Origin of the sequence: Variovorax sp. CAN15, from assembly GCF_030462475.1 — a bacterium.
Classification (GTDB): Bacteria; Pseudomonadota; Gammaproteobacteria; order Burkholderiales; family Burkholderiaceae_C; genus Variovorax.
The window spans coordinates 1-24,322 of the sequence record NZ_JASMRZ010000037.1; the positions used below are offsets into that span (position 1 = coordinate 1).

Annotated in this window: 9 protein-coding genes; 5 read left to right on the forward strand and 4 right to left on the reverse strand. The window is 65.9% G+C overall.

Going from position 1 to position 24,322, the window contains the following annotated elements; genetic code table 11:
- The 4 genes from QMO14_RS20645 to QMO14_RS20660 all read right to left on the reverse strand — a co-directional run.
- Nucleotides 1-513, reverse strand: a 513-nt coding sequence (locus tag QMO14_RS20645; RefSeq protein ID WP_301509381.1) for a transglutaminase N-terminal domain-containing protein, incomplete at its 3' end; no start/stop codon positions are given.
- 44 nt (nt 514-557) lie between these two features.
- Entirely contained in the window at nt 558-1,385 is an 828-nt protein-coding gene (locus tag QMO14_RS20650; protein WP_301509382.1) for a basic amino acid ABC transporter substrate-binding protein, read from the reverse strand.
- Between the two features lie 128 nt (nt 1,386-1,513).
- Nucleotides 1,514-4,270: a circularly permuted type 2 ATP-grasp protein gene (locus QMO14_RS20655; RefSeq protein ID WP_301509383.1), complete on the reverse strand. Its 2,757-nt coding sequence runs from the start codon at nt 4,268-4,270 to the stop codon at nt 1,514-1,516.
- A 63-nt stretch (nt 4,271-4,333) separates the two neighbouring features.
- Nucleotides 4,334-7,858: a DUF2126 domain-containing protein gene (locus tag QMO14_RS20660; RefSeq protein WP_301509385.1), complete on the reverse strand. Its 3,525-nt coding sequence runs from the start codon at nt 7,856-7,858 to the stop codon at nt 4,334-4,336.
- A 143-nt stretch (nt 7,859-8,001) separates the two neighbouring features.
- Between QMO14_RS20660 and QMO14_RS20665 the strand changes: the two genes are divergently transcribed.
- From QMO14_RS20665 to QMO14_RS20685, 5 genes are all read left to right on the forward strand, one after another.
- Complete coding sequence (locus QMO14_RS20665) at nt 8,002-10,452, forward strand: DNA internalization-related competence protein ComEC/Rec2 (protein WP_301509386.1); 2,451 nt, start codon at nt 8,002-8,004, stop codon at nt 10,450-10,452.
- Between the two features lie 165 nt (nt 10,453-10,617).
- Nucleotides 10,618-11,466: an oxepin-CoA hydrolase, alternative type gene (locus QMO14_RS20670; protein ID WP_301509387.1), complete on the forward strand. Its 849-nt coding sequence runs from the start codon at nt 10,618-10,620 to the stop codon at nt 11,464-11,466.
- Between the two features lie 98 nt (nt 11,467-11,564).
- Nucleotides 11,565-13,061, forward strand: coding sequence for a circularly permuted type 2 ATP-grasp protein (locus tag QMO14_RS20675; protein WP_301509388.1), 1,497 nt, complete (start codon nt 11,565-11,567; stop codon nt 13,059-13,061).
- Nucleotides 13,062-13,072: 11 nt separating this feature from the next.
- Complete coding sequence (locus QMO14_RS20680) at nt 13,073-14,029, forward strand: alpha-E domain-containing protein (RefSeq protein WP_019656032.1); 957 nt, start codon at nt 13,073-13,075, stop codon at nt 14,027-14,029.
- 282 nt (nt 14,030-14,311) lie between these two features.
- Nucleotides 14,312-24,322, forward strand: coding sequence for a hemagglutinin repeat-containing protein (locus QMO14_RS20685; protein WP_301509390.1), 10,011 nt, complete (start codon nt 14,312-14,314; stop codon nt 24,320-24,322).

A 24,322-nucleotide genomic window follows, 5' to 3' on the forward strand; every position in this document is an offset into this window, starting at 1 on the left:
TGTTGATCTCGGTGCTGTGGCGTCGTAGGCGAAGTCGGCGTACATGCGCTCGGTGAGGTCCATCGCCACGTCGAAGGCGGGGCGGCCGGGCACGAAGCTGGCGCGCGCGTAGGCCACGAAGTCGTCGTGGCGCGGCACGTAGGGCGAGGGAAAGACGAACTCGGAGGCCGCGTCGAAGGTGGCGTCCTTGCGGAAGCGGAAGCGCTCGCGCACGGCCTCCCAGGGCAGCTCGCGCGCCACGGCGGGCGAGAGCACGGGCTGCGAGGTCTCGACCACGCTCTCGGCCGTGACCACCAGCCGGTCGTGCGTGGCCTCGAGCGCGAAGAAGGCGCGCGTGTTGCCGTACAGGTCGGCCTGCTCGCTGCGCTGCGCGGGAGACGGCTCGATGGAGAGCTTGTGGCTCACGAGCTTCTGCGAGGCGGTGGCCAGCGGCTTCAGGTGCGCGAGATGCTGCGCCGTCTCGACCGGCGGCGAGTACTCGTAGCGCGTTTCGTGGGTGACGTGGAGCAGCATGATGGCCGGCGCCGGTCGTGTGGATTGCCTGAGAAAGAACCTGCTTACTTCGACTCGGAGCCGAAGTACGAGGCGTAGATCTTCGCGTAGGTGCCGTCGGCGCGGATCGCCTCGAGGCCCTGGTTGATCCTGGCGAGCAGCTCGGCGTTGCCCTTCTTCACCGCGATGCCGTACTTCTCGACCGGGAAGCTGGTGTCGCTCACCGTCTTGAAGCCGCCGGCGGTGTTGTTTGCGAGGTAGTGCACCACCACGCCGTTGTCGGCCACCACGGCCTGCACGCCGCCGGCCTCCAGTTCCTTGAGTGCCAGCGGCGTCGACTCGAAGCGCTTGATGGCGGTGTTCGACTTGCCCAGCAGCTTGCCCACCACCTCGTCGCCGGTGGTGCCGTTCTGCACGCCGACCTTCAGCGTCTTGATGTCCTCGAACTTCGCGATGGGCGCGTCGTTGCGCACGGCGATGAGCTGGCGCGCATCGAAGTAGGGCTGCGAGAAGTCCATGGTCTGGCGGCGCTCGTCGGTGATGGTGATGGCCGACACCAGCAGGTCGCGGTCGCCCTGGTCCAGCGAGTTGAAGATGCCTTCCCACGGCGTGTTGACGAACTTCACCTCGAAGCCGGCCTTCTGCGCGACCGCCTTCACCACCTCGATGTCGAAGCCCACGATCTCGCCCCGGTCGTTCTGCGACTCGAAGGGCGTGTAGGCGGCGTCGGTGCCCACCACCAGCACGCGCGCTGGGGCTGGTGCCGCCGGTGCGCCGGCGGCGGACGGCGCGGATGCCGGCTCCTGCTTGCCACAGCCGGCAATGGCGAGCGCCGCGAAGACGCTCGCGGCGGTGAGTGCGAAGCGGCGGTTGATGGTGATGTGGCGGGGCATGGCGGTGGTTCTCCTTGAACTTGTTGTGGAACGCCGCGGAACCGGGCTTTGCCGGGCCGCAGGCGTTGCCCCCGGCGATGGGGGGTGCGTAGCGACACGAAGTGCGCGAAGCATGGGGGAGTACCTGTTCAGGCGCCCACTGAACGCAGCGACTCGGAGGTCAGCGTGAAGTAGCGCGTGCCGATGGCGTCGGACACATGGTAGGCCGCCGTCTCGCAGCTGGCGAGCAGCTTCATGAGCTCCGGATAGTCGGCGTCGGGCCCTGTAGCGCAAAGGTGTTCGAGCGTCCAGCTGGCCGGATCGGGCAGCTCGTACGACAGGGCGGTCAGCTTGCCCGGCGCGCTGCCGGCGAGCCGTGCGATGCGCCCGCGCAGGGTCTGCGTGACCCAGGCCAGCGAGCGCGGGTTCTCGGTGTCGAGCACCAGCAGGTCGACCATGGTGGCGACGTCCCGGCGCTGCTGGTAGCGTGCGTGGAAGGTGATGGTGCTGTCGAATAGGGCCACCATGGCCTCGAAGCCGCTCACCTCGTGCACCGCGCCGTTGTCGAAACCAACTTCCAGCGCATTGGCCAGGAAGCCCAGCCGCTCGATGTGGCGGCCGATGGACAGGAGCCGCCATGCGTCGTCGCGCGTCATGCGGTCGGTCTGCGCGCCGGTCATGGCGGCGAGCGCGGTGCTGGCGGACTCGAGGGCGCGCAGCGCGGCGCTGGCAGCGAAGCTGCCTTCGTCGGCCTGTTCAGCCGCGCGGCGCAGGAAGTCGGCCTCGGCGCGCACGATCTGGTTCCAGTTGTCCTGCGAGAGGCGCTCGCGCACAGCGGCCGCGGACTGCCGGATGCAGCGCAGGCTGAAGCCCACGCTGCCCCCGCGTGCCACGTCGCCCAGCTCGGCGATGAGCGCGCGCTCGAACACGCGGCGCGACTGCGGCGCGCTCGGCACTTCGGCCGGTACCAGCGCGTTGCGCAGCGCCATGCGGTGCAGCCATTCGAGCAGCGGGCGCGAGGACTGGTCTTCGCCGCCCAGCAGGCTGAGCGTAAGCCGCGCGAGGCGCACGGCGTTCTCGGCGCGTTCGGTGTAGCGGCCCAGCCAGAACATGTTCTCGGCCGCGCGGCTGGTGACTGGCGCACGGTGCCGAGCGAGCGAGGCCGGCGTGCTGTGTGGCTGCAGCAGCGTGGTGCGGTCGACCTCGCCGTGCGTCTGCACCCACACGTCGGCGCTGCTGCCGCCGCGCTGCATCGAGGCGAACTGCGCGTCGGGCTCGGTGAGCCGGGCCAGCCCGCCGGGCAGCACGCGCCACGACTGCGCGCCGTCGCTCACCGCGAACACGCGCAGCATCACGGCGCGCGGTGCGATGTGGCCCGGGCCCATGTCGTTGGCCCAGGTGGGCATCTGCGACAGCGGCATGTAGCCCTGCACGGTGTGGACGTCGCCCTCGCGCACGATGCGGCCGGCCCATTCGTCGAGCTCGCGCCGCCCGAGCTGGCTGCCGAGTACGGCCTCGAAGCTCGTGCGGCCGTCGAAACCGGGATACGTGGGCTTGATGGCGCTGTCGCCCAGCTGCGGCAGCACCGATTCGAGTGCCGCGCGCTCGCCGCACCACCAGGTGGGCAGGGCGGGCAGCATGAGCTTCTCGTCGATCAGCCGGCGCGCCAGCCCCGGCAGAAAGCCGAGCAGCGCGGGCGATTCGAGAAATGCCGAGCCCGGCATGTTGGCCACCAGCACGTTGCCGGCGCGGATCGCCTGCAGCAGGCCGGGCACGCCGAGCGTGGAGTCGGGGCGCAGCTCCAGCGGGTCGAGGAACTGGTCGTCCAGCCGTTTGATGAGCCCGTGCACCGGGCGCAGGCCCTGCAGCGTCTTCAGGTAGAGCCGCTGGTCGCGCACCGTGAGGTCGCTGCCTTCGACCAGGGTGATGCCGAGGTAGCGCGCGAGATATGCGTGCTCGAAGTAGGTTTCGTTGTACGGGCCCGGCGTGAGCAGCGCGATGTGCGGCGGCACGCCCGCCGGGCACATGCGCTGCAGGCCTTCCATCATGGCGCTGTAGGTGGCCGCCAGGCGCTGCACGTGCAGCGCCTCGAAGGCCTGCGGAAACTGCCGCGTGATGGCGAGGCGGTTTTCGAGCAGGTAGCCCAGGCCCGAGGGCGCCTGGGTACGCTGCGAGACCACCCACCAGTTGCCGTCGGGGCCGCGCGCGAGGTCGAAGGCGGCGATGTGCAGCCAGGTGTCGCCCGGCGGCTTCACGCCGTGCAGCGCGCGCAGGTAGCCGGGGTGGCCGCGCACCAGCGCCGGGGGAATGAGGCCCTCGGCCAGCAACTGCTGCGGACCGTAGGCGTCGGCCATCACGCGGTCGAGCACGCGCACGCGCTGCAGCACGCCTGCCTCGATCTGGCTCCAGCTCTCGGGCGAGACGATCAGCGGGAACAGGTCGAGCGACCACGGCCGCTGCGGGCCGTTGGCGTCGGCGTACACGTTGTAGGTGACGCCGTTGTCGCGGATCTGCCGCTCCAGGCTGGCCGCGCGCCGGGGCAGGTCGTTGAAGCCGCCCGGGCCGAGCTGCTCGAAGAAGGCGTTCCAGGCGGGGGTGAGCGGGGGCTGTTCGCTGGCCGGGGCCTGCTGCGTCTGCGTCTGCGTCTGGGATTGCGACTGGGACTGTGTTTGAGACTGCGACTGGCCGGGCGCTGCCGGCCGTTCGGCGGCGGTGTCGTAGAGCTGCGGGGCGGCCGCCGGGGGCGGGGCAGCCCCGGGAGCCGGCCGGACGGGCGCCACCGGCGTGGCCAGCCCGCGCAGTTCGTCGAAGTGGCCGGGCAGGGCCGGCGGGGCGAGCGCCGACGCCAGGGCCGCCGGAAACTCCAGTGCCTGGGCGTCGAACAGGGATTCGTTCAAAGGTTCCACAGGGGGTGGATTGTCACACTGCCGTCACGGGGTGGCCGTTCGGGCAGTGTGAGGAATGTCCCGTCAACGCCGCAGATCGAGCGTGAACGGGAATTCGCGGCTGCCCGGCAGCTCGATCGTCGCGGGGGGCGTGCGCAGCAGGCCGGGGGTGTGGCCGGTGCGCGTGAAGCGCGAATGGCGGCGGCTTTCGGCCTCGTAGGCGTTGACAGGGAAGGTGTCGTAGTTGCGCCCGCCGGGGTGGGCCACGAAGTACTGGCAGCCGCCCAGCGAGCGCTTCATCCAGGTGTCGACCAGGTCGAAGGTCAGCGGCGCATGGGCCTTGATGCTGGGGTGCAGCGACGAAGGCGGGTTCCAGGCCTTGTAGCGCACGCCAGCCACGAACTCGCCGGCAACGCCGGTGGGCTGCAGCGGCAGCACCTTGCCGTTGACGGTGATGACGTGGCGGCTTTCGTTCAGGCCGGTCACGCGCACCTCGATGCGCTCCAGCGAGGAATCGACATAGCGCACCGTGCCGCCGGCCGATCCCTCCTCGCCCATCACGTGCCACGGCTCGAGCGCGTTGCGCAGCGAGAGCTCGACGCCCATCGCCTGCATCTGGCCCACCAGCGGGAAGCGGAACTCGAAGTGCGGCGCGAACCAGTCGGCATCGAAGGCGAAGCCGGCCTGGCGCATCTCGCTGATGACGTCGTCGAAATCCATCTTCACGAAAGTCGGCAGCAGGAAGCGGTCGTGCAGCTCGGTGCCCCAGCGGGTGACGGGCGCCTTGTAGGGCTCGTCCCAGAAGCGGGCCACCAGCGCGCGAATTAGCAGCTGCTGCGCGATGCTCATTCGCGCGTGCGGCGGCATCTCGAAGGCGCGCAGCTCCAGCAGGCCGAGGCGGCCGGTGTTCGAGTCGGGCGAGTAGAGCTTGTCGATGCAGAACTCGCTGCGGTGCGTGTTGCCGGTGACGTCGACCAGGATGTTGCGCAGCGTGCGGTCGACCAGCCACGCGGGCATGTTCTGGCCGTAGATCTCGCGGTTCTTCGCGATTTCCTTCAGTGCGATTTCCAGCTCGTAGACCTGGTCGTTGCGGGCCTCGTCCACGCGCGGCGCCTGGCTCGTCGGGCCGATGAACATGCCCGAGAACAGGTAGCTCAGCGACGGATGGTTGTGCCAGTACAGCAGCAGGCTGGCCAGCAGCTCGGGCCGGCGCAGGAAGGGGCTGTCGGCCGGCGTGGCGCCGCCCATCACGAAGTGGTTGCCGCCGCCGGTGCCGGTGTGGCGGCCGTCGGTCATGAACTTCTCGGCCGACAGGCGGGTTTCGAAGGCTGCGTTGTAGAGGAACTCGGTGTGGTCGACCAGTTCCTTCCAGTTGTGCGCGGGATGGATGTTGACTTCGATCACGCCGGGGTCGGGCGTGACCTGCAGCATCTTCAGGCGCGGATCGCGCGGCGGCGGATAGCCTTCCATCACGATGCGCACGCCCAGGTCGCGCGCGGTGGCCTCGACGGCGGCCACGAGGTCGAGATAGTCCTCCAGCCGGGCCAGCGGCGGCATGAACACATAGAGCACGCCCGAGGCGCTGCCTTTTTTCTCGGCGGCGGGGCCGTTGGCGCGGCGCGGGTCGCGCACTTCGACGCACAGCGCGGTGCGGGTGATCCAGTGGGCCGATTCGCCGCGCAGGGGCTGGCGGGTGGTGGCGTCGGTGGCGTCATTGTCAGCCTCGCCCTCGCCTTCACCGTCGTTCGCGGCGCCCGGCGTCTGCATGCGCAGCGACGAGGGCACCAGGGGCGGCGTGCCGAAGGCGTAGGGCACGGTGCCGAGGTCCGCGCCTGCGCTGCCGATTTCGCCGGGTCCGCTGGCCGCCGTGGCGTAGCGGGCGCGGTAGTCGGCCGAACTCGGCAGTGCGCCGCGCGGCGCGGTGGGGTCGCGTTCGATCAGGTACGGGTAGTCGCCCTTGCTGGCCCATGGCTGCGAGTCGAGCGGCAGGCGGTAGCCCATGGGCGAATCGCCCGGGATGAGATAGAGCCGGTCGTCGCGCAGGAACCAGGGGCCGGTCTTCCAGGCCGGGCCTGCCAGCGCAGGGGCGTCGCCGTTCGCATTGCCGGGCTCGATGGGCAGCATGTAGCCGATCACCGCGTCGAGCTTCTGGGTGAACACGCGGCGCAGGCGCACGCGCTCCAGTTCGTCGTCGAGCTTCGAGTCGAAGGGATCGACGTTGACGGGCAGGCGGCGTTCACGCCAGAGGTAGTAGTAGATGTCCTCGTAGCCCGGCTGGATGTAGCGCTCGGTGATGCCCAGCTTGTGCGCGAGCAGGTTGGTGAAGCGGCGCGCGTCCTCGCTGGTGTAGTGCGTCGGAAAGCGCTCGTCGGCGAAGAGCGCGGGGTCGTGCCACAGCGGCTGGCCGTCGGCGCGCCAGAAGATCGACAGCGCCCAGCGCGGCAGCTGCTCGCCCGGATACCACTTGCCCTGGCCGAAGTGCAGGAAGCCGCCCTGGCCGTACTCGGCGCGCAGCCTGTGCACGAGCTCGGTGGCGTAGCCGCGCTTGGTGGGGCCGAGCGCGTCGGTGTTCCACTCGGGCGCGTCGCGGTCGGTGGTGGCCACGTAGGTCGGCTCGCCACCCATGGTCAGGCGCACGTCGCCGGCCTTCAGGCGCGCGTCGACGGCGTCGCCCAGGGCCAGCACGTCGGCCCATTGGTCTTCGGTGTAGGGCTTGGTGACGCGCGGCGATTCGTAGATGCGCGTGACCTTCATGTCGTGGCCGAACTCGACCTCGGATTCGTCAACGCCGCCCTCGATGGGCGCGGCGCTCGAAGGCGTGGGCGTGCAGGCCAGCGGAATGTGGCCTTCGCCGGCCAGCAGGCCCGAGGTGGCGTCGAGGCCGATCCAGCCCGCGCCGGGCAGGAACACTTCGCACCAGGCATGCAGGTCGGTGAAGTCGACCGTGGTGCCGCTCGGGCCGTCGAGCGCCTTCACGTCGGGCGTGAGCTGGATCAGGTAGCCCGAGACGAAGCGCGCCGCCAGGCCGCAGTGGCGCAGCAGCTGCACCAGCAGCCAGCCCGAGTCGCGGCAGGAGCCGCTGCCGTTGGTGAGCGTTTCTTCCGGCGTCTGCACGCCGGGCTCCATGCGGATCAGGTAGTTGACGTCTTTCTGGACCTGCTGGTTGATGCCGACCAGGAAGTCGATGGTGCGCTGCTCCTTGCGGTCGATCTTGTCGAGATAGGCCTGCAGCAGCGGCGTGGGCGTTTCGGTGACGAGGTAGGGAGCCAGTTCTTCGGCCTGCGACGCCGTGTACTTGAAAGGGAAGTTCTCGGCCTGCGGTTCGAGGAAGAAGTCGAAGGGGTTGTAGACCGCCATCTCGACCACGAGGTCGACCGTGACCTTGAACTCGCGCGTCTTCTCGGGAAACACGAGCCGCGCCTGGTAGTTGGCGAACGGGTCCTGCATCCAGTTGACGAAGTGCTCGGCCGGCTCGACCCGCAGCGAGTACGAGATGACGTTGCTGCGGCAATGCGGCGCGGGCCGCAAGCGCACGACCTGGGGGCCCAGCTGCACCAGCCGGTCGTACTTGTAGTGGGTGACGTGGTGGAGAGCGGCGTGAATGGACATGCGTTTTTGTGTGCAGTGCTGGCAGATTGCATCGGGAGATGATGTCTCTGGTGAGACGCATACTAGCCGAGATACCAAAGCAATTAACGCGCCACTGAGCGTGATTTGGGGAGGGTTTGCATCATGGATTCGGGAGTTGTCCGATGACGCGGTTTCGTGCGTCAGGCCGGGCTGCGGGGGGCTTCGGCGCATTCGCGGCACTGGGCGGTTCGCTGCTGGGATCGGCCTTGCAGCTGCAGCAACCGGTGCTGTGGCCGGCATGGGGTTATGCCGGTTTGCTATGTGTCGGCGTGGCCGGAATGTGGTGGCGGCGACTGCCGGGCAGAGGGCTCTTGTTGATCGCCGTGGCGTGCGCAGCGATGGCCGGCTCGGGGCTCGCAGGATTGCGCGCCGTCGCCTACGCGAAAGGCGCGCTCGGCCCGGCGCTCGAAGGGCGCGACCTGCGCGTCGCAGGCGTCGTATCGGAGATGCCCCAGCGCAACGAGGCTGGTACGCGATTCGTCTTGGATGTCGAAGCCGCGCAGTGGGCGGACCCCTCCATGACAGGCCTGCCAGCCGTGCCCGACCGCATCGCGCTCGGCTGGTATGCGGAAGGCTCCAGCCTCTGGAGCCGTGCCTCGCCAGCCAGCACCGCCGTCGCTTCCCCGCATGCCGGCGAACGCTGGAGCCTGACGGTGCGCCTGAAAGCCCCGCACGGCAACCGCAACCCCCACGGCTTCGACGGCGAACTCTGGATGTGGGCGCAGGGCCTGCACGCCAGCGGCCATGTGCGAGCCGGCGCGCGCGACGCGGCGCCGGTGCTGGTCGGCTCCACCTGGCGGCACCCCATCGAACGCGCCCGTGAAGCGGTGCGCGACGCCATCTTCGAGCGCGTGCCCGACCGCGCGCGGGCCGGCGTGATCGCGGCTCTCGTCACCGGCGACCAGAACGCCATCGACCGCGCCGGCTGGGATGTGTTCCGTGCCACGGGCGTGGCGCACCTGATGTCGATCTCGGGCCTGCACGTCACGATGTTCGCGTGGCTCGCCGCGCACGCCGTTGGCCTGCTCTGGCGGCGCAGCACGTGGCTGATGCTGAGGCTGCCCGCGCAGCAGGCCGCGTTGATCGGCGGCGTGCTGCTGGCCACGCTCTACGCGCTCTTCAGCGGCTGGGGCGTGCCGTCGCAGCGCACGGTCTGGATGCTGGCGACGGTCGCGCTGCTGCGCCTGACCGGGCGGCGCTGGCCCTGGCCGAACGTGTGGCTGCTGACTGCCGCGGTGGTGGTCGCGCTCGACCCGTGGGCATTGATGCAGGCGGGCTTCTGGCTGAGCTTCGTGGCGGTGGGCGTGCTCTTCGCGACGGACGCCGGAGTGCGGGGCGAGCAGCAGGCCGGCGCGGCCGCCCGACTGCTGCGCTTCTTTCGCGAGCAATGGACCATCACGCTGGCGATCACGCCGCTGAGCCTGCTGCTGTTCCAGCAGGTGTCGCTGATCGGACTGCTGGCCAACGCGGTGGCGATTCCGTGGGTCACGCTCGTGATCACGCCGCTGGCGATGCTCGGCGTGGCGGTGCCGCCGCTGTGGGACCTTGCGGCCATGGCCGTGCAGGCGCTGGCGCTGCTGCTGCAATGGCTGGCGGAGTTGCCGCACGCCACGCTGTCGATGGCCGCGCCGCCCTTGTGGCTGGCCGCCTGCGGCGTCGGTGGCGGTGCGCTGCTGGCCATGCGGCTGCCATGGTCGCTGCGCGGCCTCGGCATTCCGCTGCTCCTGCCGGTGCTGCTGTGGCAGGCGCCCAGGCCGGCCGCTGGCGAGTTCGAGCTGCTCGCCGCCGACATCGGCCAGGGCAACGCGGTGCTCGTGCGCACCGCCACGCACAGCCTGCTCTACGACGCCGGCCCGCGCTACAGCCTCGAAAGCGATGCCGGCCATCGCGTACTGGTGCCGCTGCTGCGCGCGTACGGCGAGCGGCTGGACACGCTGGTGGTGAGCCATCGTGACGCCGACCACATCGGCGGCGCGCCCGCCGTGCTCGCGATGCAGCCCGAGGCGGCGCTACTGAGCTCCATCGAGGCCACGCACCCGCTGCAAGCGATGCGCGCGGCAAGGCGCTGCGAGGCGGGGCAGTCGTGGAGCTGGGACGGCGTGCGCTTCGAGGTGCTGCATCCCTTCGAGAGCGACTACCGCAGCTTCGGCAAGCCGAATGCCGTGTCGTGCGTGCTGCGCATCGACAACGGCCGCGCGGTGGCGCTGCTGGCGGGCGACATCGAGCGGCTGCAGGAAACGGCGCTGGTCGTGCGCACGCCGCAACTGCTGCGTGCCGACGTGCTGCTGGCGCCGCATCACGGGAGCAAGACTTCGTCGGGGGCGGCGTTTCTCGATGCGGTGCAGCCGCGCATCGCGCTCGTCCAGGCGGGGTACCGCAATCGTTTCGGTCATCCGGCGCAGGAAGTGGTGGCGCGCTACCGTGAACGCGGCGTGCGGCTGGTCGAGAACACCCGCTGCGGCGCCGCGCACTGGAGCAGCGCGAGGCCCGCCGAGGTGGGCTGCGAGCGCGAACGCCGGGCGCGCTACTGGCAGCACCGGCAGCCGGAGGAGGCTGGCCGTCCGGAGCCTTGAAATCGTGAACTAATTGTCAAAAGTAGCCCGAAAGACCTCGTGTAAAGGAATCCACGGCAGCGTTCCATGCGTTGTATCGTTTGGCTACAACTCAGAACAAGGGGGCAGCATGGACAAGCACAACCGTCGGATTTCTCGCTGGGGCCCGTCTTCCGGGCGCGCCTCATGACGACCGGCGTTCCGGCCATCACCAGCGCGAGCCTCGCCGGCGGCTCCGGCGCGCGGCTCAAGATGCACCGCGAGGGCCCGGTGCTGATCCTGACGCTGAGCAATCCCGAGGCGCGCAACGCAATCAATCCCTCGGTCTACCGAACAGCCGCCAAGGCGATACGCGCCACCGCGGGTTTTCGCACGGTGCGCGCCATCGTGCTGCGGGGGGAGGGCGATCACTTCAGCGGCGGCGGCGACCTGCGGCGCCTGGCCCGGCAACGCAAGCTGCCGGCCGCCGAGCAGCATGGCCACATCGACGCGCTGCACGAATGGCTCATGGCGATCGAGGAGGCGCCCCAGCCCGTGATCGCCGCGGTCGAGGGCGCCGCGATGGGCGGCGGCTTTTCGCTGTGCCTGGCCTGCGACCTGATCGTGGCCGCCGAAGACGCGAAGTTCGCGATGTCGTACATCAACGTCGGCCTGTCGCCCGACGGAGGCGGCACCGATTCGCTGGCCCGCTCGCTTCCGCCGCAGGCAGCGCTCGAAATGCTGCTCGACGGCACGCCCTGCACCGCGAAGCGGCTGCACGAATTGGGCGTGGTCAACAAGGTGGTGCCGCACGGGGAAGCCGAAGCCACCGCGCTCGCCTGGGCGCAGCAACTCGCGCGCGGCCCGTTCGAGGTTCAGGCGCGCATCAAGCAGCTGGTGTATGCGGCGCGCGGACGCAGCCGGCGCGAGCAGCTGGAGGCCGAGCGCGAGTCTTTCCTGGCCAGCCTCTACAGCGACGAGAGCGGGGAGCGCATCAAGGGATTTCTCTCGCCCCGCAAGAAGCCGGAAACGAGCGAGGAGGGCCCCGAGCCCTGAGCGCGGAAAGATCATCCGACCCGCCTTGAGCCTTGGCATCAGGGGTTCTACTGGCCCTGAACTTGCTAAGCTATGTGCTCAAGGAGATTGGTCGTTCCATGCACAAATTTGACGAGATGTACGAGCAGCTTCCCTACGCTGGAGCTGCGATTCGACAGCACTACAAGCGCTACGACCAATGGCTCGCGAAGCAACCCGGTGAGGTGATGCGTTCGCGACGCGAAGAGGCGGAAATGATCTTCCGCCGGGTCGGCATCACCTTCGCGGTGTACGGCGCCAAGGACGAGGACGGCTCCGGCACCGAGCGGCTCATACCGTTCGACCTGCTGCCCCGCATCATTCCCGCCCACGAGTGGGAAAGCATGGAAAAAGGGCTGGTGCAGCGCGTGACGGCGCTCAACCGCTTCCTGCATGACGTCTACCACGACCAGGAAATCATCAAGGCCGGCATCATCCCGGCCGAGCAGATCCTGAACAACGCGCAGTTCCGCCCCGAGATGATGGGCGTCAACGTGCCGCACAACGTCTACTCGAACATCTCGGGCATCGACATCGTCCGCGCCCCCGACGCCGAGGGCAACGGCGAGTACTACGTGCTCGAAGACAACCTGCGCGTGCCCAGCGGCGTGAGCTACATGCTCGAGAACCGCAAGATGATGATGCGGCTCTTCCCCGAGCTCTTCAACCAGAACCGCATCGCGCCGGTCGCGCACTACCCCGACCTGCTGCTGGAAACGCTTCGCGCCAGCGCGCCGCCGGCCACGGCCGAGCCCACGGTGGTGGTGCTCACGCCCGGCATGTACAACAGCGCCTACTTCGAGCACGCCTTCCTCGCGCAGCAGATGGGCGTGGAGCTGGTCGAGGGGCAGGACCTGTTCGTCAAGGACAACTTCGTCTACATGCGCACCACGCGCGGGCCGAGGCGCGTGGACGTCATCTACCGCCGCGTGGACGACGACTTCCTCGACCCCGAGGTGTTCCGCCCCACGTCGACGCTGGGCTGCGCCGGCCTGATGCGCGCCTACCGCGAAGGCAACGTCGTCATCTGCAATGCGGTGGGCACCGGCGTGGCCGACGACAAGTCGATCTACCCCTACGTGCCGAAGATGGTCGAGTTCTACCTCGGCGAGAAGCCGATTTTGAAGAACGTGCCCACCTACATGTGCCGCAACAAGGACGAGCTGCAGTACACGCTCGACAACATGAAGGACCTGGTCGTCAAGGAAGTGCACGGCGCCGGCGGCTACGGCATGCTGATCGGCCCCGCCGCCACGCAGGCCGAGATCGAGGACTTCAAGAAGGCCGTGATCGCCAAGCCCGACGGCTACATCGCCCAGCCCACGCTGAGCCTGTCGACCTCGCCCACCTTCGTAGACGCCGGCATCGCGCCGCGCCACATCGACCTGCGCCCCTTCGTGCTCTCGGGCAGCGAAGTGCAGATGGTGCCCGGCGGCCTCACGCGCGTGGCGCTCAAGGAAGGCTCGCTGGTGGTGAACTCGTCGCAGGGCGGCGGCACCAAGGACACCTGGATTCTCGAAGCCGACCGTGTGCCCAAGGCCAAGGCTCCCGCACAGTCGCAAAGCCAATCGCAGTAGGAGCACGAACGATGCTGTCCCGCACCGCAGACCACCTCTATTGGATGTCCCGCTACACCGAGCGCGCCGAGAACACGGCGCGCATGCTGGACGTCAACTACCAGACCTCGCTCCTGCCCCAGTCCGCCGAAGTCGCCAAGTACGGCTGGCAGGGCGTGCTCTCCATCAGCGAGCTCTTGCCCTGGTACAACCAGAAGTACGACCAGATCGCGCCCAAGGAGGTGATGGAGTTCATGGTCAAGGACGAGAGCAATGCCTCGTCCATCGTCTCCTGCCTCAAGGCCGCACGCGAGAACGCGCGCGCCGTGCGCGGCGCCCTCACCACCGAAGCCTGGGAAACGCAGAACACCACCTGGCTCGAAGTCAACCGCATGCTGCGCTCGGGCGACTTCGAGCGCGACCCCGGCCAGTTCTTCGAATGGGTCAAGTTCCGCTCGCACCTGTCGCGCGGCGTCACGCTGGGCACCATGCTGCAGGACGAGGCCTTCTACTTCTCGCGCCTGGGCACCTTCCTCGAACGCGCCGACAACACCGCGCGCCTGGTCGACGTGAAGTTCCACGCGCTCAACAGCGAGTTCTTCGGCGCCGCCACCGAGGAAGATCAGGAATACGACTTCTATCACTGGAGCGCCATCCTGCGCAGCGTCTCGGCCTTCGAGGTCTACCGCAAGGTGTACCGCGACGTGATCAAGCCCGAGCGCGTGGCCGAACTGCTCATTCTTCGCGCCGACATGCCGCGCTCGCTGCATGCGAGCCTGGTCGAGGTGGTCAACAACCTGGCGAAAGTTCAGAACGAGCAGAGCGCCGAAACCCAGCGCCGTGCCGGGAAGCTCCTGGCCGATCTGCAATATGCGCGCGTCGACGAAATCCTGGCGACGGGGCTGCATGCGTATCTCACGCAATTCCTCGATCGGGTGAATGAGCTGGGGGTTCGAATCAGCCAGGATTTTCTGGTTCCGGCGCATTGATCTTCTAGCGAAATGAGGAAGCATCGCCCTCTTGGCAAAGGCGATGCGTCGCCTGTTTCGCATCAATTTTTGACAATTGTTGACGTTGTGAAATATCAACAATATTTAATCCAAAAGAATTAATATTTCTGATTAGGCTCACCTAAGTCGTTGAAAAGCATGTATTAATTCCTTGAACGCAAGCGCCGCTCTTTCATAATCGCGCCCCGTAGCTTTCATTTCGTCACAGATTTGAATGTGACGTGACAACTATCAGGGAGCGTCAGAACAATGAATCGGCACTTGCACCGCGTGGTCTTCAACGCGGCCAGAGGGATGCGCATGGTGGTCCAGGAAACGGCCGCCAGCACTGGAAAGGGCGCTAGCAGGGCAACGACCGCCGCAGGTGCTACCGCCCTCGCGGGTGTGCTGATCGCAGGGGCCGCACAGGGCCAGATCGTCGGTGCTCCCTACGTCCCTGGCAATCTTCGCCCGACTGTGCTGACAGCCCCCAATGGCGTGCCGCTGGTCAACATTCAGACGCCTTCCGCCGCGGGCGTCTCGCGCAACGTCTACAACCAGTTCAGCGTCGGTTCGAGCGGCGCCATCCTGAACAACAGCCGGGTGAACGTGCAGACCCAACTGGGTGGGTTCGTTCAGGGCAACCCCAATCTGGCCACGGGCCCGGCGCGCATCATCCTCAACGAGGTCAACGGCGGAACGCCCAGCCAGCTTCGCGGCTACATCGAAGTGGGCGGCCAGCGCGCGGAAGTGATCATCGCCAACCCCGCAGGCATCAGCGTCGATGGCGGCGGCTTCATCAATGCCAGCCGCGCCACGCTCACCACCGGCACGCCGCAGTTCAACGCCGTCGGCGGTCTCGACAGTTTCCTGGTTCGTGGCGGAACCATCACCATCGACGGCGCGGGCCTCGATGCCAGCAAGACCGACTACGCGGCCATTCTTGCGCGTGCTGTGCAGGCCAATGCGAGCATCTGGGCCAGCGAGCTCAAGGTGGTGACCGGTGCGAATCAGGTCAGTGCCGACCATACGCAGATCACCCCCACGACAGGAACGGGCGCAGCACCGACCTTCACTCTCGATGTGGCGGCCCTCGGCGGCATGTATGCAGGAAAAATCACGCTTGTGGGCAATGAGGCCGGGCTGGGCGTACGCAATGCCGGCAACATCGGCGCGAGCAACGGCAATCTCATCGTCACAGCAGCGGGGCGTCTTGAAAATACTGGCACCCTCGAAGGCACACGCGTCGAGATCTCCAGTGTCAGCGACATCGACAACCGGGGCGGTACGATCCGCCAGACCAGCAGCGTAGGCCTCGGCATCACTGCACCGGTTCTCTCGAACACCAACAGCGGAGTCATCGGTATCGAGCCGGCACCAACGCCGACCACTGGCACGGGAGGTAGCACGAGCACCGGGGGCGGTACCGGCACAGGTGGCAGCACCAGCCCAGGCGTTTCCACCACGGGAACCAGCTCCGGAACGGGTTCAGGCTCCAGTGATGCCGCCTCGCCGGCACCGGCACCGTTTGTCCCCACATCGCCTGGCACCATCACCGCGGCGGGAACGATTCTGAACGACGGTGGCCGCATCTACGCTGGTGGTCCGATCGCGCTGCAAACACCACAGATCAACAACGCGGGTGGCACGTTGTCAGCCGCCAGCATGGCGGTCGTCGGCCCCAACTTTTCGAATGCTGGTGGCACTCTGAACGTCAGCCAGAGCTTCGGCGCAAACGTCGGCTCGTTCGACAACACGGGTGGCAAGCTCAATGCGGGCAGTCTGAACATTGCCACCAGCGGCGACCTGATCAACACCGACGGCGTGCTGACAAGCGCTTCTGATGCCGACCTTATGGTGGGGGGGAAGGCGGAGAACACTCGCGGCACGCTCTCGGCCACGGGTGTACTGACCGCGAACGTTGTTGGCGCCACCACCAACAACAGCGGCACGCTGGCTTCAAATCAGACGCTGAGACTGAACACCGGCTCGCTGGAGAATACTGGCGGGAGCGTTCAGTCTGCACAAGCCGGTGTACAGCTCGGCGTAGCCAACGCACTGACCAACGGCGGTGGTGGCAATATCAGCGCGACCACCGATCTCGGTATCCAGGCCGGTTCGCTCACCAACGGTGGCAGCCTGCGCGGGAGCAACGATGCCAACATTGCGGTTGGTGGCGCATTGACCAACGACGGCAGTGTCACGGCGGGCCGCAGCACCACGATCGCTGCCGGCAGCATGCGCAGCGGTACGTCCAGTGTGCTCGGGGCTGGTGCTCAGGGCGACGGCAAGCTTGGCAGTGTGGGTGACCTGCGTGTGACCTCCACGGGCGCCCTGGTCGCCAACGGCACCAACATCGCGGCGGGCAATGCCATGCTGCAAGGGGCGAGCATCGATCTGTCGACCGGCCAGACCAGTGCGACCAACATCGCGGTCACGGCCACTCAGGGCAATGTGACCACCAGCAATGCCACGGTCGTCACGCCAGGCACTTTGAGCATCACGGCCAATAGCAACGCGACGCAGACCCTCGTGAATGACGCTGGCACGCTCAATGCCGGTCAGTTGCAAATCAACGCCTCGAACCTCGCCAATACGAACGCGGGCGAGATCGTGCAGACCGGCACGGGCGCGACGACCATTGTGACCAGCGGCACCTTGAACAACGACGGTGGTCGCATCGCCAGCAATGGGCAAGACCTCACGCTGCAGGGCACGGCCATCACCAGCAACGTGGGCAAGATCGAGCACGCGGGTCCCGGAACTCTGATCGTCACAGGGGGCAGCTTCAACGGTGCCGACGGTCAGATCACAGCGAACAACGCTTTGGTGGTCGCCGTGTCGGGGGCATTCAACCAGGACGGCGGTAAGGCGACAACCAGCGCCAAGCAAATCTCCATCGACGCAGGCTCGCTGAGCAATCGTGGTGGTCAGATTGTGCAGACTGGCTCTGACGCCACCCGTATCACTGTCGTGGGAGCGATCGACAATACATCCGGCACCATTGCGAGCAACGGCAACACGACCATCGCAGCCGGCAGCCTGACCAACCAAGGCGGCTCCGTTCGTGCCGCAGAAACTTCCAGCCTCGGTCTGACCGTTGGCGGCCTGCTCGACAACAGCAACAAGGGATCGATTGGCGCGGGTGGCAACACCACCGCCACGGCGGGCAGTCTCAACAACGATGCCGGCAGTGTGACGGCAGTGGGCGACTTGAGCGCCACCATCGGTGGAGCTGCAACGAACGTCGGCGGGACATTGGCTGCCAATGGCAGCACGACCCTTCTTGTAGACGGAACGCTGGACAACAGCGGTGGGACTGCCGCTGCGGTCAAGGGGAGTTTGAGCGTCACCACATCCGGAGCGACTACCAACACCGGAGGAATGCTGCAAGCAGGCGCCAACGTGGCCTTGACGAACGGGGGCTTGATCAACAGGGGCGGCACCGTCTTTGGCGAAAGCCTGAGCGTGGATACCCGCAAGAATGCTCTGGACAACAGCAAGCAGGGAACATTGGCGGCGGCTACCACCGTCGACATCAAGTCGGGCGCCCTCAACAACGACACCGGCCTGATTCAGTCCAATGGCGGTGCAATGACCATTGATACCGATGGCCAGAAACTCACCAATTCCAACGCCGCGAGCTACTCCACCAAACAGGGCGGCATCACCAGCGCTGATACGTTGACCCTCAAGAATGTCGGCGACGTGGACAATGCGGCGGGCTTCATCGGCGCGAAGAATGCGCTCAACGCCGACACCCAGTTGTTCACGAACACAGGCAATGGCCAAGTGATCGGGCAGTCTGCGGTTGTAATCAACACCAACGGTGCGCGCTACGACAACGGCGGCGGTCAGACGCTGGCTGTGGGCAACTTGGATATCAATGCCGGCAGCATCGCCAATACGAGCGGTTTGGTCCGCTCGGCAGCGACAACAACGCTCAACGCCGGCAGCATTGTCAACAAAGACACGCTCGGCACCAACCAAGGCATTGAAGGAAAGTCCGTTGCCATCGGCACTGGCGAGCTGGACAACACCTCTGGTGCCATCCGTGCCGATGTCGATACGACCATCACCAGCAGTGGCACCGTCAGCAACACCAATGGCCTGCTTTCGGCCGGCAACGAGCTGAGCATTCGCGACCCCAATCGCGCGAATCCCGGTGCCAAGACGCTGAACCTGGTCAATACCAACGGCACGCAGGTAGCAGACAAGAGCCTCAAGATCGACGCAGCGACGTTCAGCGGTGACGGCAAGGCTGTTTCGGGGCAGGACCTGAGCCTCGCGCTCACACAGAACGTCACCAACAACGGCGAGGTGGCCGCCAACGGGAACCTGAGTTACACCACCACTGGCAACTTCACGAATAACGGCAAGCTGCTGGCGGGCCAGACGCTCACGGTCGGTGGCAACAACGTTGAAAACTCGGCCAATGCGGAGATGTCGGGCACGAACACTACGATCAACACCAGCGGCACGTTGACCAACCGTGGCCTGATCGACAGCAAGAACGACACGCGGATCAATGCAGGAACAGGGCCTCTGAAAAATATCGGCACGGGTCGCATCTACGGCAATGCGATCTCCATTGCCACCGGTACGCTCGAGAATGACGCGGAGACTGTCGCCGGCGTGACCAAGGCAGGGACCATTGCCGCGCGCAGCACCCTCAACATTGGTGCGACCACCATCACCAACCGCGAGCATGCATTGATCTTCAGCGGCGGAATGGGCGCGGATGCGATGAGCATTGGCGGCTCGCTTGACGCCAACCGCAAGGCCATAGGGCAGGGCTCTGTGCTCAACAACCTAAGCGCAGACATCGAGTCGCTGGGTGACATGTCCATTTCGATGGCGAACGTCAACAACCGCGACGTGCACATTCAGAGAGGGCCCCAAACGGTCACATCCGGCCTTCAGGTTGGTATTGCGCCCAACACTCCCCTAGGAAGCGGGATCGGCAGGACCACTACCTACCGCTTGGACGAAGTCACCCTCGACGCCGCCAATGGCCTGGTCTTCCTCCAGAAGACTGGTGAACTCGTCGGCATGGGAGGCTACGGCGTCTGGAACAACCTCATCACGACCACGGAAGATACTGCAATCAACATCGATCCTGCCCATCTTGTTGCGGGCGGAAGCATGAGCGTCAACGGTCGGCTGTACAACGAGAACAGCCAGGTGCTGGCAGGCGGGACTATCACTTCCACTGAGTATGTGTCCTCCCAGTTGTCGGGTACGCGAACGGTCACAGGGTCGGCAACAGTGGTCAATAACGAAGGGCAGTCGCAGACACCCATTCCGATACCGATCATCACTGCGCCGGAGACGATCACACTGGGCGCCTACAAGTATCAGGAGAACATCAACGCCACCAATGGCTACGATGCAGGATCTGCACCGGTCGGTAGCGCGGCGGGGAGCGCGGGCGCTGCCGGTGGGACGAATGGCGGTAACCGCCCGGACACCATCGTGCAAGTAGCGGCCAATGTCGGTGCCGTCATCAAAACTTCGGGAAGTGCCGCAGGTTCAGCCGATGCTGCCGCTGGCGCCGGAGACACCGATGCGAGCCAGACTGTACCGATGGTCGTGCGTACCAGTGGCCCGAATACGCGCATCCCCACCGCCAGCCTGTTCAGCATCCGTGCGGGCGGCGGTTACCTGATCGAGACCGATCCGCGCTTTGCCAACTACCGCAACTGGCTCAGCAGCGACTACCTGCTGAACAGCCTCGGCCTGGACCCCAACAACATCCTCAAGCGTCTGGGCGACGGCTTCTACGAGCAGAAGCTCATTCGTGAGCAGGTCGCTCAGCTCACGGGATATCGCTATCTGGATGGGTACAACAACGACGACGATCAGTACGCCGCGCTGATGGATGCGGGGGTGACCTTCGCGAAGCAGTACGGCTTGCGCCCCGGCGTGGCCCTGACGGCAGCGCAGATGGCCCAACTGACCAGTGACATCGTCTGGTTGGTCGAGCGGACGGTCACCTTGCCGGATGGCTCCACTCAGAAGGTACTCGTTCCGCAGGTGTATGTGCGCGTTCGTCCGGGTGACATCGATGGCTCTGGGGCACTTCTGAGTGCCGATGCCACGGTCATCAAGAGCTCGGGGGATGTGGTCAATACCGGCACCATTGCTGGCCGCTCCCTGGTGTCGATCACAGCCGAAAACGTCAATAACCTTGACGGCGGGCGGATTGCGGGTGGCAACGTCAGGATCGATGCGCGCAACAACATCAACAACATCGGTGCGAGCATCACGGCCAGGGATGCCGCTGTTCTGACGGCCGGCGGGGATATCAACATAGAAACCACCACCCGATCCCGTGGCACGAGCACTGCCATCGACCGCGTGGCGGGGATTTACGTCACCAATCCGGGCGGCGTGTTGATCGCGTCCGCGGGCCATGACGTGAATCTGATCGGCGCGGCTTTGGTCAGCGCAGGCTCAGTGGGGGTCGGTGCCGGACATGATGTCAAGCTGGGCACGGTGACCGAGGGCTACACCATCTCGTTCGCCAACAAGAACGCGGCGGGCATCTCATCCAAGAGTCAGGAGGTTGGCTCCGTCATCCAGGGACAGGGCAATGTGCGGCTTGCGGCAGGCAATGACCTGAATATCCGTGCGGGTGCGATCGCCAGCATGGACGGTGCGTTGGTAGCCACGGCCAAGAACGACATCAACATCACGGCGGGTCAAGCCACAAGCAGCGTGGCTGCGGCCACGCAGAGTTCCTCCAAGAGTTTGTTCAGGAAGAGCAGTTCCAGCACCTTGGACAGCTCCAGCACCGTGGACGTGGTCTCCAGCAGTCTGAGCGGCAAGACCATGGCCCTGGTCGCGGGCAACGACCTCAATGCCCAGGCCGCGCAACTGAGTTCGCAGGATGCCATGAGCCTGTCGGCCGGGCGCGACATCAACCTCACCACCGCCAACCGGACCGCCCAGGAACTGCACGTGAGCCAGCAGCGCAGCAGCTCCACGGCATTGTCGAGAGCTTGGGCCGTCGCCTCCGATGCCGGCGGGCCGGTGGGCGGCTACGGCAACCGCAACAGTTCGGGCAGCGGCACCAGCGCCGACATCCAGACCCAGGCCGTGGGCACCACCATCTCTGCGGGCAGCCTGCAAACGGTGAGCGGCCGTGACACGATCTTGCAAGCCGCTACTGTGATGGCCGACAAGGACATCACCATGGTGGCAGGGCACAACCTCACCCTCGAGAGCGCCCAGAACACCCGGATCAGCAGCAGTTCGGCGGCCAACAGCAAGAGCGGGTTCATCGGTTCCTGGTCCGCACCTGGGCTGGGGCACGTCAAGAACTTTGAAGCGCAGGCCAGTATCGGCACCACCCAGCAATCCAGTCAGGTCGCTAGCCTGGGGGGCAATGTGACCCTCGTGGCAGGCAACGAATACCGGCAAACCGCCAGCAGCGTTCTGGCCGCCGGGCAGGCGGGTTCGTTGGCAGGCGGGGACGTGAGCATCCTGGCGAAGAACGTCACCATCAACGAGGCGTACAACACCGAACAGACCACGAGCTTGCAGCGCAGTTCCAGCTCCCAGTTGGGCGGCAGCGCCAGCGTAGGGGCCTTCGGCGTAAGCGTGAGCACCACTGACCTGCACAGAGGTGGAGGCGGGACCCTGGGCCAGCTTCGCAATTCCGTCTCGGCCATGAGCGAGACCAACAGCACTCGCGCTCAGGCCCTGGGCGCACTGAATGTCGCGATGACGGGCAAGCAGGTCTATGACAGTGTCAGCAACTTCGCGGGCGGCGCCAGCTCCCCGCTGACCTACGGCGTGAGCGTGAGCCTGAGCCGTAACACCAGCCAGGGCATCAGCACCACGACCACCAGCACGGCCGTGGGCTCCAGTGTCATGGGAGCCAACAACGTCAACATCGTCGCCACGGGTGCAGGGGCTGCCTCCAACATCAATGTCTTGGGCTCCACCATCGCGGCGGGCAACACCGCCAACCTAGCGGCGGACAACGACATCACCCTGGCGGCCAGCAAGAACACCAGCGTGACGGTGGGCCAGAACTCCAGCCACGGCGCCAGTGTCGGGGTGACCCTCGGCGCGGGGGCCCAGACCGGTCTCAGCTTCCAGATCGGCGTGCAAAACGGCAAGGGCAGCGACAACCAGAACGCGACCACCTACAATGCCACCCAGGTCTCAGGCGGCAAGGCGGTGAACGTCTCCAGTGGACGCAACCTGACGCTCAACGGGGCGACCATCGAAGCCAATCGGGTGGCGGCGGACGTGGGAGGCGACCTGAACATCACGACCTTGCAGGATGTGAGCATCGGCCAGAGTCGTCAGTCCAACAGCGGATTCGGCTTGAGCATCTGTGTTCCACCGATCTGCGGCGGGGCCATCGTGCTGCCCTCGGCCAGCGTAGGTGGCGGTTCGGCCAACGGCTACTACATCAGTCCGAACACCCAGTCCGGCATCATGGCTGGTGCTGGCGGCTTCAACGTCAATGTGCAAGGCAACACGACCCTCACAGGCGCTGTGATCGAGAGCACCCAGGCGGCCATCGACAACAACCGCAACAGCTTCCACACGGGCGGAACGCTGACGATGACGGACCTGAACAACGTCAATCGCTCCGACGGGCAGGCGTATGCGGTCGGTGCCAGTGCCCCCCTTGGCTACGGCACCAGGCCGACGGACGCGACTGAGAACACGCCCGAGCAGTCATCCAGTTGGTCCTGGACTCCGCCCAAGGATGCGAATGGCAATAGCGTCGCAAGCACTCGCCCGGCTGGTGGCGCCGGCGTGGGCAGCTACGGTAGCAGCCAAACCAGCGTGACAACGAGCGGCATCTCTGGCATCGCGGGCAATACGAATGTCAGGACCGGCGACCCTAGCAGCGCCGGGACGTTGGTCAAAGACTGGAACACACAGGCCATCCTCAAGGACGTTCAGGCACAAGCCCAGATCACGCAGCAGTTCGGGCAAAACGCGACAAGAGCCTGGGCCGACGTCGCGAATCAGCGACTGCAAGAGGCAAAGGACAAAGGAGACCAGGAGGGCATCAGTTGCTGGTCTGCAGATGGCAGTTGTCGCGCTGCGGGACATGCGGTCATCGGCGGGTTGACGGCAGGCGCCGCAGGAGCCACAGGTGCGGTGCTCAGCACCCAGGTTGCGCCCGTGATTGAGCGGGTAGTTGGCGGCCTGGGTGTGGACGAGGCGACCCGAAACATTCTGGTGGCCAGTCTGACCACCGCCGTGGGCGCGGCGGTGGGCGGTACGCCGGGTGCTGTGGGGGCCTTCAACGAGGTAACCAACAATTTCCTCACCGGCAAGCAGGTCGCCCGGAAGGAAAAGGAGCTGGCCGACTGCCAGAAGGTCGGCAACTGCAAGGCAGTGATCGACAAATGGGACCGGATCGACCTGGAACAGCAGGATCTGCTGGACAAGCTTCATCGGGCAGAGCTGGCTGTGCTGAAAGAGCCTTCGGAGGAGAACAGCAAAGGGCTGGCCGATGCGAAGAAAGCCTGGGCCGATCTCTACGAGCAGTTCAGATCGGAGGGCGATACGGGGGGCATGAAGTTCGTCAAGGATGTCTACTTCACCGCCAACCTGAACTACCAGTTGGCGTGCGCGAACACCTCCTCGTGCGTGATTCCCACGAGGAGCGAGATTATGACCTCGCTGGCCATGAACATCGACATCGCGATGGCGACGGAAGGAGCCTTGGCAGGAGTAGCTCGGAACGTGACACGGAATCTGAGCGGAGCGATGGAGGACGTAGCAGTGGCTAGGCAGGCCGCCATCGAAAAGAATGCGTCGCGCGTTGACAACAATGCAAATCGGGATGCGGCGTCAGTCAATCCGCTGCCGCCCCAAGGGCGAATCAATGAACTAGTGGCGGAGCACTCCAAGCGCAATGATCTACCGCTTAGCCAAGCAGGCGCGGAGTCGATTTTCGCGCAAGTCTACAAGCCCGGAACTACTCCGAAGGTGGCCGGAGACAATGTAGAGGGGCCGGATGTTTTGCTCCTCAACAACAAGACAGGAATGACTGACACAACAGTGCAAGTGAAGGCGGTTGCGGGAGCGAATGGGTTTGAGAAACAAGTGAGGAGAGATCTTGATATGGAGCTTGGAAAGGGAGGAAGCGACATCATTGCGGTTCAGGTACCTTACAACTCCAACAAAGCACAACTCGCGGGAAAAATTGCAAACTTCAGCGACTCGAAGATTGTCGGACGCAGCATCGTTGTGGTCGATCAGTTCGGCACCGTGCTTATTCCTCTACAGCCGATGAGCAACTTCAGGAGATAA

Bases quoted from the DNA above. Each gene is read 5' to 3' on its own strand.
- QMO14_RS20650 (WP_301509382.1), bottom strand. From the start codon at position 1,385: ATGCCCCGCCACATCACCATCAACCGCCGCTTCGCACTCACCGCCGCG.
- QMO14_RS20665 (WP_301509386.1), top strand. From the start codon at position 8,002: ATGACGCGGTTTCGTGCGTCAGGCCGGGCTGCGGGGGGCTTCGGCGCA.
- QMO14_RS20680 (WP_019656032.1), top strand. From the start codon at position 13,073: ATGCTGTCCCGCACCGCAGACCACCTCTATTGGATGTCCCGCTACACC.
- QMO14_RS20675 (WP_301509388.1), top strand. From the start codon at position 11,565: ATGCACAAATTTGACGAGATGTACGAGCAGCTTCCCTACGCTGGAGCT.
- QMO14_RS20670 (WP_301509387.1), top strand. From the start codon at position 10,618: ATGACGACCGGCGTTCCGGCCATCACCAGCGCGAGCCTCGCCGGCGGC.
- QMO14_RS20660 (WP_301509385.1), bottom strand. From the start codon at position 7,858: ATGTCCATTCACGCCGCTCTCCACCACGTCACCCACTACAAGTACGAC.